General features: G+C 71.2%; 12 protein-coding genes. 2 read left to right on the forward strand and 10 right to left on the reverse strand.

The genetic code is table 11. From position 1 onward, the window contains the following. Nucleotides 1-29: 29 nt before the first annotated feature. The 7 genes from VGX25_RS07320 to VGX25_RS07350 form a co-directional block, all read right to left on the reverse strand. Complete coding sequence (locus VGX25_RS07320; RefSeq protein ID WP_326916851.1) at nucleotides 30-1793, reverse strand: metallophosphoesterase; 1764 nt, start codon at nucleotides 1791-1793, stop codon at nucleotides 30-32. 95 nt (nucleotides 1794-1888) lie between these two features. Beyond that, nucleotides 1889-3343, reverse strand: coding sequence for an NAD(P)-binding domain-containing protein (locus VGX25_RS07325; RefSeq protein ID WP_326916852.1), 1455 nt, complete (start codon nucleotides 3341-3343; stop codon nucleotides 1889-1891). A gap of 126 nt (nucleotides 3344-3469) precedes the next feature. Next, entirely contained in the window at nucleotides 3470-3976 is a 507-nt protein-coding gene (locus VGX25_RS07330) for a DUF4262 domain-containing protein (protein ID WP_326916853.1), read from the reverse strand. Further along, nucleotides 3973-4722, reverse strand: a complete 750-nt coding sequence (locus tag VGX25_RS07335) for a YebC/PmpR family DNA-binding transcriptional regulator (RefSeq protein WP_326916854.1) — start codon at nucleotides 4720-4722, stop codon at nucleotides 3973-3975. Before VGX25_RS07335 ends, VGX25_RS07330 begins: the two co-directional genes overlap by 4 nt. A 24-nt stretch (nucleotides 4723-4746) precedes the next feature. Next, complete coding sequence (gene pdxT, locus VGX25_RS07340) at nucleotides 4747-5364, reverse strand: pyridoxal 5'-phosphate synthase glutaminase subunit PdxT (protein ID WP_326916855.1); 618 nt, start codon at nucleotides 5362-5364, stop codon at nucleotides 4747-4749. Between the two features lie 19 nt (nucleotides 5365-5383). After that, nucleotides 5384-5692, reverse strand: a complete 309-nt coding sequence (locus VGX25_RS07345) for an AzlD domain-containing protein (protein WP_326916856.1) — start codon at nucleotides 5690-5692, stop codon at nucleotides 5384-5386. Then, on the reverse strand, nucleotides 5689-6369 hold the full coding sequence (locus tag VGX25_RS07350; protein WP_326916857.1) for an AzlC family ABC transporter permease: 681 nt from the start codon (nucleotides 6367-6369) through the stop codon (nucleotides 5689-5691). The genes VGX25_RS07345 and VGX25_RS07350 overlap by 4 nt, the downstream gene beginning before the upstream one ends. Before the next feature lie 46 nt (nucleotides 6370-6415). Here VGX25_RS07350 and VGX25_RS07355 point away from each other — a divergent pair, with 46 nt between their 5' ends. After that, a complete protein-coding gene (locus VGX25_RS07355) occupies nucleotides 6416-6991 on the forward strand; it encodes an XRE family transcriptional regulator (protein ID WP_326916858.1) in 576 nt (191 codons plus the stop codon). Between the two features lie 343 nt (nucleotides 6992-7334). Here the strand turns inward: VGX25_RS07355 and pdxS are convergent, their stop codons facing one another. Further along, nucleotides 7335-8228, reverse strand: a complete 894-nt coding sequence (gene pdxS, locus VGX25_RS07360; protein ID WP_326916859.1) for a pyridoxal 5'-phosphate synthase lyase subunit PdxS — start codon at nucleotides 8226-8228, stop codon at nucleotides 7335-7337. Nucleotides 8229-8506: 278 nt separating this feature from the next. On the opposite strand from pdxS, the gene VGX25_RS07365 reads away from it, so the two are divergent. Beyond that, the gene (locus tag VGX25_RS07365) at nucleotides 8507-10651 is read left to right on the forward strand and encodes an elongation factor G-like protein EF-G2 (RefSeq protein ID WP_326916860.1); all 2145 of its coding nucleotides are present in this window, start codon (nucleotides 8507-8509) and stop codon (nucleotides 10649-10651) included. A gap of 68 nt (nucleotides 10652-10719) precedes the next feature. Here VGX25_RS07365 and VGX25_RS07370 read toward each other — a convergent pair whose 3' ends face one another. Continuing rightward, nucleotides 10720-11739, reverse strand: coding sequence for an NUDIX hydrolase (locus VGX25_RS07370; RefSeq protein ID WP_326916861.1), 1020 nt, complete (start codon nucleotides 11737-11739; stop codon nucleotides 10720-10722). Beyond that, on the reverse strand, nucleotides 11736-12875 hold the full coding sequence (locus VGX25_RS07375; protein ID WP_326916862.1) for a glycosyltransferase family 4 protein: 1140 nt from the start codon (nucleotides 12873-12875) through the stop codon (nucleotides 11736-11738). The genes VGX25_RS07370 and VGX25_RS07375 overlap by 4 nt, the downstream gene beginning before the upstream one ends. Nucleotides 12876-13017 lie beyond the last annotated feature (142 nt).

Here is a 13017-nt window from a genome sequence, read left to right on the forward strand (position 1 = left end):
CCTTTGTGGTGCTACAGCCCCACAAAGGCTCACGACACCGAGCGGGGGATCCGGATGGGTTCCTCGATCAGTTCGGGGCGCAGGGTCTGGCCGTCGGGGAGCAGCCAGGGCTCGCTGGGCGCGCCGGTGGGGTGGGCCTTCCACTTCCGGCACACCACGGGAAGTTTGACCGGGTAGATGGTGAGCGTGCCGGTGGCGTCGATGTGCAGGCGGAGGAAGCCCTTGTGGTCCTCGATGCTCTGGCCGGCGAAGGCCTCGTTGAGGTTGACGCAGAACATGCTGGCCAGCAACAGGTAGGCGGCGACGATCTCGGCGTCGATGAAGCCGATCAGCACCGGGGTGCCGATCGCGACGATGGCGACGATGGTGAGGTCGGCGCCGAGGCCGCCGGGCAGGACGTCGATGTCGAGCCAGCGGATGACCGCGGCCCAGGCCAGGCTGAGCCCCAGGTGCGCGGCGGCGTGCAGGACACCGGCGAACGTGTTGGTCTTGGCGCTCTTCGGTAGGTCGATCCGGGCGAACGCCACCGCGCCGAGGACGAGCACGACGGCCACCACGACGGCCGGCGCCCACGCGGCCAGGAGCCGGAAGGTTCCGGTGCCGAGCTCCCCGATGCCGATCAGCATCGCCAGCGTCATGGCGGTCTGGGTGAACCCGGTCAGGGCCCAGAAGGTCGGGTTGCGCCACGGCAACCGGAAGATCCCGCCGGCCAGCGCCCGCGAGGCCGCCTTGTCCGGGTACGTGGTCACGAGGTCGAACCTGGCCGTGCCGGCCGGCTCCCGCACCCGCGACTTCGGCGGCGGCAGCTCGAGGTGCTCGGGCAGCTTGTGCGTGGCCGACGTGTACGCGCCGCCGAGGCCGCAGGTGATCCGCTGACCGGTGCCGCCGACCTCGGCGTACCGCGCGTAATGGTGCCGGTCGCCGGTCAGCATCACCCGGATCGCCGCGCCGCTCGGCCGGATGATCTCGCGGTTGAAGAACTCGATCGTGTCGTAGCCCTTGGACTCGCCGCCCGACCCGGCCGACACCCAGGACGGCGTCGAGGTGCACAGGATGACCCCGTCGCCCTTGCGCAGCCGCTCGGACACCGTGCGGAAGTACTCCAGCTGCGGCGCGTCCACGTAGTCGTCGAACTGCGTGTCGATGGCGAACAGCCACCACCGCCTTGGCAGCTGGATGGCGAAGTAGCTGCGGGTCTGCTCGGTCTTCCAGCCGCCGAACGGGCGCCGCTGGGCGAACACCCGCAGGAACGCGGTCAGCCCGTCGTACCAGTCGTGGTTGGCCGGCAACGCGAACAGCGTCGGCGCATCTCCTTGCGGCACCGGCAAAGCGGCCCGGTACACGCCCTTGCTGCGGTCCTCGTAGGCGCGCGTGGAGGCCGCCGGGTACACCTCGTCCCCGCCGAGCACCAGCAGCCGGCCGCGTGGCAGCGTCCCGACGCCCGGCAGCTCGACGGACTCCGCGCCCAGCAGCGAGGCGACCGAGAACGTGGCGTCGAAGCCGTCGCCCACGTCGGCGACGTAGTCCAGCCACAGCTCGTCCGCGGTGTCGTGCCGGTGCACCGTGGCCGGCAGGCTGCCCTGCAGCTCCCGCTTGTCGGCGAACGATCCGAAGATCGCCGCGATCAGCGACTGTGCCCCGGTGGTGATCAGCACGCCTGGCGCCAGCCAGCGCACCGCGGCCTGCGGCCGGAAACCCAGCTGCTCCTCGGACATGTCGGTCGGCCGGGGCCGGGCCACGGGTGTCCGGACGGGCGGTGTCTGGACGGGCGGGATGGGTTCGGAGATCGCCACGAGTTCGCAAGCCTCCTACAGCCGACGGCGGCACTGAATGCTAACCACCTGATCGCGGGAGGTAGTCGGGACGTAACCTGGCGCGCTGCGCGCGGTTATCCGATGGTGGCGGAGCGGCCGGCCGGGTCGAGCTCACGGTCGAGGAACGCCCGCAGCGGGGCGCGGTGCGCCTGCTGGTCGGTCCACTCGTTCTCCAGGTTCTCCGCGACGTGGTGCTCGGCGAGCAGCACCCCGTGCCGGTAGTGCCGGACCACCGGGTGCAGGCTGGCGACCCGCTCGCGGTCGCAACCGCGCTCAAGGGTCAGCGTGAAGTAGGTGCCGCCCGCGCCGAACTGGCTGTCGGGCACGTAGTCGCAGGGCAGCTCCTCGTAGTACGCCGCCTCCGAGCCCTCCGGCACCACCAGGTCGCAGAGCCGGCCGGACTGCTGCCACAGCGCCGACGCCCGGTTGGCGCGGCAGAGCAGGGCGACGGTCAGCGCCTCCGGATCGGCCGGCAGGCCCCGCGGCGGCCACGGCGACCCGTGGTAGCGCCGCTCCAGGATCCGGTGCAACGCGCGGATGCAGTACCGGAAACCATGGATGGAGCCGCTGGCCGACCTCGGGAAGTCGCGCGCCTGCATGAGGGTCCCGGCGAAATAGAGATCGGGCACGTTCACCGACTCCCAGGCGGAGGTCTGCGCCGGGAACCGGTCGCCGATGGCCAGCTCCGGCCGGCACCCGGCGGCGAAAATCGAGCTGTCGAACCGGAATCCGGTACAGACGATCACCCGGTCGTAGTGCAGGTCCCCGATCGTCTCGTCGGCCCGCGCGAAGCGGACCGTCACCCGGTAGCCCTGCTCGGTGCGGTCGATGCCGCGGACCAGCCCGTTGAGCACCTGCCCCACGTGGTGGCTGCGCCAGGCGGCCCGCATCGAGCCAGGCCCGGCGAGGTGGATCACCGCGGCGGTCTCGATGAGGTTGCCGGCCGTCTCGAATGCCGAGTTGCCCTTTCCGATGATGAGCACGCGCTGGTCGAGGAAATCGAGCGGGTCGACGGTGACCGTGCCGTACAGCTCGGCGGTCTCGATGCCCGGAATCGTCGGCACGTAGGGCTTGGCCGGGCCGGTCGCGACGATCAGCAGCGGCGCCTCATAGGTGTTGCCCTGCTCGTCGAGCACCCGGAACCGCTCGTCCGTCCGGCTCACCCGCACGACCCTTGTGTCGTAACGAATGTTGAGGCCAAGCGCCCGTGCGTAATCGGCCAGATAGCGCACCATCACGTCGGCGTTCGGAAAATAACGTTTGGTGTACCGGGTGAACAGCAGGCTCTCCCGGTCGGAAAGCAGCGAGTTCCAATCCATCCGCAGGTTCAGCTCCGGATCGTTGAACCCGGTGTGCGGTTTGTTGATGGAGAGGAGCTGCCGGTGCCTGGGAAACGTGCGGAAGAAACCTCCCGGCGTGCCGCCGGCCTCCAGAATCAGATAGTCGCGGCCGGCCCGCTGCAGGAAGTAACCGAGTTGTAAGCCCGCTGGTCCGGCCCCTATGACGAGGTAGTCCGTCGTCGTGACCATGAGCCGCCTCCCAGCCCGCCGCATCGTCTCGGGGGCATTACGACGGCCGCGGCGAAACGGTTCACCCGATGCCGGTAATTCTGCGCATGAGCAAACCGCCGCCGATTGCAAACGTTCTCATTGTGCCTATGGCCCGTCGACGCCCGGGGTCCAGCTCTCCGGGTCGCCGCTGTGCGTGAGCACCGGCTGCCAGTCCGCAAAGCCCACCGGCGCATCCGGCTGCCACGGCCAGGCACCCTCCGGCGTGGCCACAATGAGTTGTACCGCAGGAAAATCCCCGGCCGGGTACACCAGCAGGGCGCTGCCGAAGAACTCCGGATAGTGCCCCCGCGCCACCCGCTCCACGATCACCGGCGCGCCGTCGAAGAAGTCGTCGACCACCCGGCCGGGCATGAACCGCTCCCCCGCCCTCGCCCGCCGCACGTACGCGTCGATCAGCATCCGCCCCATGCCGTCCGGCAGCCCGATCACCACCGCCTCCGGCACCCGGAACCGCCGCCACGCCCCCACCGAGAACACGTACGGCGCCCCGTGCTCGTCCCCGGCCACCTCGACCATGGCATACCCGTGCCGGTCGGACTGGTCGAGCAGCCACCACCGCAGATCCTCGGCGTCGGCCTCGGTCGGCCTCACCCGACGGCCGCCATGACCTCGTCGGAGACGTCGAAGTTGGCGTAGACGTTCTGGACGTCGTCGCAGTCCTCGAGGGCGTCGATGAGGCGGAAGACCTTGCGGGCGCCCTCGACGTCAAGGGGCACGCTGACCGAGGGGAGGAAGCTGGCCTCGGCGGACTCGTAGTCGTAGCCGGCGTTCTGCAGGGCCGAGCGGACGCTGACCAGGTCGGTGGCCTCGCTGACCACCTCGAAGCTGTCACCGAGGTCGTTGACCTCCTCGGCGCCGGCATCGAGCACGGCCATCAGGACGTCGTCCTCGGACAGGTCGTTCTTGGGCAGGATGACCACGCCCTTGCGGTTGAACAGGTACGACACCGAGCCTGGGTCGGCCATCGAACCGCCGTTGCGGGTCATCGCGGTGCGCACCTCGCCAGCGGCCCGGTTGCGGTTGTCGGTGAGGCACTCGATCAGCACGGCCACCCCGTTCGGGGCGTAGCCCTCGTACATGATCGTCTGCCAGTCCGCGCCGCCGGCCTCCTCACCGGCGCCGCGCTTGCGGGCGCGCTCGATGTTGTCCTGCGGGACCGAGTTCTTCTTGGCCTTCTGGATGGCGTCGAACAGCGTGGGGTTGCCGTCCGGGTCACCGCCGCCGGTCCGCGCGGCGACCTCGACGTTCTTGATCAGCTTCGCGAACAGCTTGCCCCGCTTGGCGTCGAGTGCGGCCTTCTTGTGTTTCGTCGTCGCCCACTTTGAGTGGCCGCTCATCTCTCCTCCGTCAACTCCCGAGCATCACGCGGCAGCGCGGACCATCTCCACGAAGAGGCGGTGCACGCGGGTGTCACCGGTCAGCTCCGGATGGAACGCCGTGGCGAGCTTGGCCCCCTGCCGAACCGCAACGATCCTACCGGCGGCGCTCCCGGCGCCCGGCACCTCGGGCACCGTGGCGAGCACCTCCACCTCGGGCGACGCCGACTCGACCCACGGCGCGCGGATGAACACCGCCCGCACCGGGCCGCCGTCCACCCCGGTCAGCTCGACATCCTCTTCGAACGAGTCGACCTGCCGGCCGAAGGCGTTGCGCCGGACCGTGATGTCCAGCCCGCCGAGCTGGTGCTGGTCGGGCCGGCCGTCGAGAACCTCGCGGGCGAGCAGGATCATGCCGGCACACGAGCCGTACGCCGGCATGCCGTCGGCGATCCGCTTGCGCACCGGCTCGAGCAGCTCGAACGTGTCCAGCAGCCGGGACATCGTCGTGGACTCCCCGCCAGGGATCACCAGACCATCCACTTCGGACAGCTCGGACTCCCGCCGCACCGCGCTGAAGTCCGCCCCGCACTCGGCGAGGGCACGCGCGTGCTCGCGCACGTCGCCCTGCAGCGCGAGCACTCCCACCAGCGGTCTGCCCACCGTCGCCACCTCTCCAGTATCAGTCCACACCGAGCAGTCGCAGCCCGGCCGTACACGCCGCCGCGGCGACCACGACGACGATGAACGGGGCCTTGCGCCAGGCCAGCACCCCGCCCACCAGCACCCCGGCCGGCAGCGCGACCCCCGCGAACTGCCGGCCGGCCATCACCGACGCGGTCGCGACCAGGGCGACCAGCAGCACGAGCGCCGCGGTGGACAGCAGGTCCCTGAGCCGCTCGGACAGCTCGATGCGGTCCCGCAGCAGCGGCCCGGCCACCCGGAATGCGTACGTGCCCACCGCGACGGCGAGCACCGTCACGATCGTCATGAGGGCACCCTTTCCTTGCGCGGCACGGCAACCAGGCCGGCGAGCGCCAGGAGGAGCGGAACGCCCGGCGGCAGGAACGGGCTGGCGGCCAGCGCGATCGCCGCGCCGAGCAGGGCCGGCCGGAGCACGGCCGCGCCCCGCAGGCTGGGCAGCACCAGCGCGAGCAACGCCGCCGGGAACGCCGCGTCCAGGCCGAACGCCTCCGGGTCGCCGATCGCCTGACCGGCAAGTACCCCGGCGACCGTGCCAACGTTCCAGGCCGTGAACAGGGCCGCACCACACAGCCAGAACGCCGCCCGGCCGCGCTCGCGGTCCGGCTGAGCGACGGCGAAGGCCACCGTCTCGTCGGTGATCAGGTGGCTGCCGATCAGCTTGGCCAGCCGGCCCCGGCCGATCATGCCGGTGATCGCCAGGCCGTACGGCAGCAGCCGGGCATTGAGCAGCAACGCGCCCAGCACGGCGGCGATCGGACCGCCACCGGCCGCGACCACCCCGACCGCCAGGAACTGCGCCCCGCCCGCGAAGACCAGCGCCGACAGCGCCACCGGCACCCACCACGGCAGGCCGGAGGACACCGCGATCGCCCCGAACGACATCCCGATCACGGCCACCGCCGCGGCGATGGCCAGCACGTCGCGCACGAGCTTCCGGTCGATTGTTCGCCATAACGAACGCATGGCTTATACGATGAACGTAGATCCACCCGTTCGTCAAGGAGAACGAATGGACTCGTCTACCGAACAGCCGGCCCAGCGCGGCGCCCCGCTCGACGTCATCGCCCACGCCCTGCGCCGGGAGCGGGCCAGGGTCGGGCTGTCGCTCAGCGAGGTGGCCAAGCGCGCCGGGATCGCCAAGTCCACCCTGTCCCAGCTGGAGTCGGCCGGCGGCAACCCCAGCGTCGAGACGCTGTGGGCCCTGTCGGTCGCGCTCGACGTGCCGTTCAGCCGGCTGGTCGACCCGCCCCGGCCCCGGGTGCAGATCATCCGCGCCGGGGAGGGTCCCGCCGTGCACTCCGAGCGGGCCGACTACGTGGCCACCGTGCTGTCGTCCTGCCCGCCGAACGCCCGGCGGGACCTCTACCTGATCACCGCCGAGCCCGGCTCCGCCAAGGAGTCCGACCCGCACATGCCCGGCGTCGTCGAGCACGTGGTGCTGGCCGCCGGCCGGGCCAGGGTCGGGCCCACCGAGGAGCCGGTCGACATCGGGCCCAACGACTACGTCGCCTACCCGGGCGACGTCGAGCACGTCTTCGAGGCGCTCGAGCCGGGCACCGTCGCGGTGATGATCTCCGAGCACTGAATTTTCTAACTCGGGCAAGGCCGCCGGGCGCCTCCTGTGCTTGATAGCTCGGGCAAGGCCGCCCTGTCGCCTTCGGCGAGCGGCCTTGGGTTGGGTTGCTTGGGTGGTTGCGGGCCGGGGTGGGTGGTTGGGTGTCGTGGGTGGTTGGGTGACGACGTCTGCGGGCAGGGCTCGTTCCTCGCCCTGCCCTGGTCGTCGTGGGGCGGCCGCCCTCGCCAAAGATTGGTCGACCCCAGCGACACTTTCGGGATACGACGCAAAGATTGGCGACCCCAGCGCAGTTTTTGAGGTACCGCGGAGTGGGCTACCCCGGCGCACTGTTGGAACACTCTGGGCCAGGGTGTTACCAGCCGCGGTCGGCGAGGCGGTGGGGCTGGGGGATGTCGTCGACGTTGATGCCGACCATGGCCTCGCCGAGGCCGCGGGACACCTTCGCGATCACGTCCGGGTCGTCGTAGAAGGTGACGGCCTTGACGATGGCCTCCGCGCGCCGGGCCGGGTCGCCGGACTTGAAGATGCCCGAGCCGACGAACACGCCCTCCGCCCCGAGCTGCATCATCATCGCGGCGTCGGCCGGCGTGGCGATGCCGCCCGCGGTGAACAGCACCACCGGCAGCTTGCCGAGCCGGGCCACCTCGCGGACCAGCTCGTAGGGCGCCTGAAGCTCTTTGGCGGCAACGTAGAGCTCGTCGTCCGGCAGCGAGGTGAGCCGGCGGATCTCGCCGCGGATCTTGCGCATGTGCGTGGTCGCGTTGGACACGTCGCCGGTGCCGGCCTCGCCCTTGGAGCGGATCATGGCCGCCCCCTCGGTGATCCGGCGCAGGGCCTCGCCGAGGTTGGTCGCCCCGCACACGAACGGCACGGTGAACCGCCACTTGTCGATGTGGTTGGCGTAGTCGGCGGGGGTGAGCACCTCGGACTCGTCGATGTAGTCGACCCCGAGCGCCTGCAGCACCTGCGCCTCGACGAAGTGGCCGATCCGCGCCTTGGCCATGACCGGGATGGACACCGCACCGATGATCCCGTCGATCAGGTCGGGATCGCTCATCCGCGCCACACCGCCCTGCGCGCGGATGTCGGCGGGCACGCGCTCCAGCGCCATGACGGCCACGGCGCCGGCGTCCTCGGCGATCTTCGCCTGCTCCGGGGTGACCACGTCCATGATCACTCCGCCCTTGAGCATCTCGGCCATGCCGCGCTTCACCCGGGCCGTGCCGGTCTCAGGCAAGTCAGACACTGTTGACCTTCCGAAATGGGGGTAGTGGAATCCTCTGACCTCATGCTACGGCGCACGTGGACCCTTCATGCGGGCCAATCCGGAGCGTTCTCGCCAGGCCACTTTCGCGGAGCTTGCGGAGCGAAACATCAAGCACAGTTGCGTGACTGGACCATTGCAACGAGTGAGTAGAGAACCCCGTCAGGGGTTGTCCTCGGCAGGCGTACGGTGTGGGATCGACCACATCGTTCACGGATGTTCCCCAGGACAGCGCGGTCTCGTTCGGGAGGTTGAGTGTCATGGCTGGTAAGCACACCGACGGCGGTGAAGCCGGAGCGGCGGTCGCTGTAGACGACCCCGCCAAGGTGCGAAATATCGTCTTGGTCGGCCCGTCCGGGTCTGGCAAGACCACGTTGACCGAGGCGCTTCTCACCGCGGCCGGGGTGATCACTCGGGCCGGCTCCGTCACCGACGGCACCACCGTCTGCGACCACGACCCGGCCGCCCAGCGCCAGCAGCGGTCCGTCGGCCTGGCCGTCGCGCCGCTGATGCACAACGGCATCAAGATCAACCTGATCGACACCCCCGGGTACGCGGACTTCGTCGGCGAGGTCCGGGCCGGGCTGCGGGCCGCAGACGCGGCTCTGTTCGTGGTGAGCGCCGCCGAGGGCGTGGACCCGGCGACCACCGCGCTGTGGGAGGAATGCGCCGCGGTCGGGATGCCGCGGGCCGTGGTCATCGCGAGGCTCGACCACCAGCGCGCGGACTTCGCCGCCGAGCTGTCCGCCTGCCAGGACGCGTTCGGCGCCGGCGTCCTGCCGCTCTACCTGCCGGCTTCTGGGGGCGCGCCCGGACTCATCGGGCTGATCACCCGGCGGTTCCTCGACTACACCGACGGCTACCCGCCCAAGGTGTCCGAGCCCGACGCGACCCAGCTCGACCAGATCGACGCCCCCCGCAACACCCTCATCGAGGGGATCATCGAGCAGAGCGAGGACGAGTCCCTGATGGACCGCTACCTCGGCGGCGAGGAGATCGAGGCCGAGACGCTGATCTCCGACCTGGAGACCGCCGTGGCCCGCGGCGCGTTCCACCCGGTGATCCCGGTGTGCGCGCTGACCGGGGTCGGGCTGGCCGAGGTGCTCGAGGCGCTGGCCGGAGCGTTCCCGTCGCCGCTCGAGCACTCCGTTCCCAAGGTCACCGACCCGCAGGGCAACCCGCAGGACGAGCTGTCGCCCGACCCCAACGGCCCGCTGGCCGCCGAGGTCATCCGCACCTCGATCGACTCCTACGTCGGCCGGGTCTCGCTGGTCCGGGTGTTCTCCGGGACGCTGCGGCCGGAGCGCTCGGTGCACGTCTCCGGGCACGGGCTGGCCGAGCGCGGGCACGAGGACCACGACACCGACGAGCGGGTGGCGCACATCTACTCGCCGCTCGGCGCGAACCTGCGCGAGGTGCCGTACTGCGTCGCGGGCGACGTGTGCGCGCTGACCAAGATCGGCTCCGCGGAGACCGGCGACACGGTGTCCGACCCGAGCCGCCCGCTGCTGATCACCCCGTGGCAGATGCCCGAGCCGCTGCTGCCGGTGGCCATCGTGGCCAAGACCCGCAGCGACGAGGATGCCTTGTCCCGCAACCTGAACCGGCTCGTCGCGGGCGACCCGACGCTGCGTCTGGAGCGCAACGCCGAGACCCACCAGCTGGTGCTGTGGTGCATGGGCGAGGCGCACGCCGACGTGGTGCTCGCCCGGCTGCGGGCCGGCGGCGCCGACGTGGACACCGAGCCGGTCAAGGTGGCGCTGCGCGAGACGTTCGCCACCAAGGCCCGCGGCCACGGCCGGCACGTCAAGCAGTCCGGCGGGCACGGCCAGTACGCCGTGTGCGACATCGAGGTCGAGCCGCTCCCCGTGGGCAGCGGGTTCGAGTTCCTGGACAAGGTCGTCGGCGGCGCGGTGCCCAGCCAGTTCATCGGCAGCGTGGAGAAGGGCGTGCGGGCCCAGCTGGAGAAGGGCCTGCAGGCGGGCTACCCGGTGGTGGACATCCGGGTCACCCTGTTCGACGGCAAGGCGCACAGCGTCGACTCCTCCGACGCCGCGTTCCAGACCGCCGGCTCGCTCGCGCTCAAGGACGCCGCCGCCAATGGCCGGATCTCCTTGCTGGAGCCGATCGACGAGGTCGCGGTGCGGCTGCCGGACGATCACCTGGGCACCGTGCTCGGCGACCTGTCCAGCCGGCGGGGCCGGGTCCTGGGCACCGAGGCCGACAGCTCACCGGGCTACAGCATCGTCCGGGCGGAGGTCCCCGCCACCTCGCTGCTGCGGTACGCCATCGACCTGCGCTCGATGACCTCCGGCTCGGCCACGTTCACCCGGTCGTTCGTCCGGTACGACCCTCTGCCGGAGTCCCTGGCGTCCCAGGTGCTCGCCGACGCGAAGAAGGACTGAGGCTCCCGGGTGTCGTGAGTCTTTGTGGGGTTATAGCACCGCAAAGACTCACGACCCTGAGCCGGGCGCTAGCGGACGGTGCGGACCGTGCCGTCCCACTCGCCCCGCAGGACGTCAGGCAGCAGCTCGCCGAGCTGCACGGGGTAGATCGTCTCGTTGGTGGAGCGCAGCTCGTCGGCGCTCCACCAGCGGTGCCCGTCGATGGTGTGGCGCTCGACGTCGTTGAAGCCGGCGGTGTTGACGGTGATCTCCAGCGGCTTGCCGTTCGCGGGCGGGGCGAAGGCGAGGAAGAACCACTCCTCGCCGTCGTAGGTGCGGCCGTCGAAGCTGAACACGACGCGGCGCCGCCACATGGGACCGATCAGCTGGTCTTCCGGGAGCTTGATGCCGGTCTCCTCGGCCAGCTCCCGTGCGGCCGCGGTGCGCAGGTTCTCCCCCGGCTCCACGCCGCCGCCGACGGTGAACCACCAGGACTCGTCGGCGCGGCGCGGGTCGTGACCGTTGAACAGCAGCACCCGGCCCTCGCGGTCGAGCAGCAGCACCCTGGCCGACGGGCGGGGCACCGGCGCCGCGTCCGGCTCCCCGGCCAGCGCCGGCTCGACGATCTCGAAGTACTCCGGTTGCGGCGCGGTGCCGGCGAGCTTGAGCCACCGGGCGGCCCGCCGGCGGCGCTGCCCGAGCGTGTCGCGCACGGCGTCGTTGTGCACCCGGCGGGCGATCACCACGCGCTGCTCGGCGTCGGTCAGCTCGGCGGCAAGCGCCAGCGGGAGGCGGGCCCGGTCGACGCCGGCGAGCTGCAGGGTGAGGTCGTTCTCGGCCGCCTCGCGGTCGATCCGCGGCGCCTGCTCGGCCCGCTCGGCCACCGCCCGCAGGGTGTCGGCGGAGCGCTGGTCGAGCTGCCCGGCCGCGGACACCGCCCTTGCGACCACCGCCCGCCGGGCCAGCGCGGCGTCCAGCGCCGCCCAGGCCGCGTCGGTCCGCACGTGCAGCCGGTCCAGCCGGCTCGCGGTTCGGACCAGCCATGAGCCGATCACCAGCGCCAGCACGAAGGCAACGACGAGCGTTGTGATCAGATAGCCCGTGCTCATGGAGTGACTCCTGACTCGCCCACTCGGCGGGGATCGGCGGCGATCGCCTGTTCGTAAACGCGCACGACCTGGCCGGCGACCACCGACCAGTCGTAGGCCGCGACCCGGCGGCGCGCCTGCTCGGCGAGGGCCGCCCGGCGTCGGGGGTCGGTCAGCAGCTCGCGCAGCGCCGCGGCGAGCGCGTCCGGGTCGCCGACCGGCGTGAGCACGCCGGCCCGGCCGTCGTCGAGCACCCGGCGGAACGCGCTCAGGTCGCTGGCCACCACCGCGGCGCCGGCGGACATCGCCTCGGTCAGGACGATCCCGAAGCTCTCCCCGCCGGTGTTGGGCGCGCAGTAGACGTCGACGCTGCGCAGCGCCCTGGCCTTGGTCTCGTCGTCGACCTGGCCGAGCAGCACGAGGCGGTCGGCGAGGCCGGTGCCGGCGGCGCGCTTGAGCTCGTCGGGGTCGCCGCGGCCGACCACCAGCAGCCGCGTGTCGGGCAGCGCCGGCTCCAGCGACCGCATGGCGTCGAGCAGCACCCGCATTCCCTTGCGCGGCTCGGTGAACCGCCCCACGAAGCCGACCGTGCCGCCGTCGCGCGGGAAACCGGGCAGCGGCCGGGCGCGGGCGAAGAACTCGACGTCTACCCCGTTGGGGATCTCCACCGCGTCCCCGCCGAGGTGCTCCACCTGTACCCGGCGGGCCAGCGCCGACACCGCGATCCGCGCCGTGATCTTCTCCAGGAACGGCTGCAGCACCACCTGGAACGCCGACAGCGTGCGCGAGCGCGGCGTCGAGGTGTGGAACGTGGCCACGATCGGCCCGTCGGCCAGCATCAGGGCGAGCAGCGACACGCTCGGCGCGACCGGCTCGTGCAGGTGCAGCACGTCGAAGTCGTGGTCGCGGATCCACCGCCGGACCCTGGCGAAGGAGACCGGGCCGAAGGACAGCCGGGCGACCGACCCGTTGTACGGGATGCGCACCGACCGGCCCGTCGGGCGGACGAAGTCGGGCAGCGGGGTCTCCTCGTCGGCCGGGGCGAGCACCTCAACCTGGTGCCCCTGCCCGCGCAGCGCCCTTGCCAGGTCGACGACATGGGCCTGCACTCCCCCGGGAACCTCGAAGGAGTACGGGCAGACCATGCCGATTCTCACGCCATCACCTCGCAGGCTCGGTAGACGGCAGAGGCCAGTCGACAACTCGCTCGTCCCTCGGCGATGGAGCAGTATTCATGGTTCGCTCCGCAAGCTCCGCCAAACCTGCGTCTTCTCGTTCCTCCAAGACGCAGGAGCGTCG

Origin of the sequence: Actinophytocola sp., assembly GCF_035942955.1 — a bacterium.
Classification (GTDB): domain Bacteria; phylum Actinomycetota; class Actinomycetes; order Mycobacteriales; family Pseudonocardiaceae; genus DASYTH01.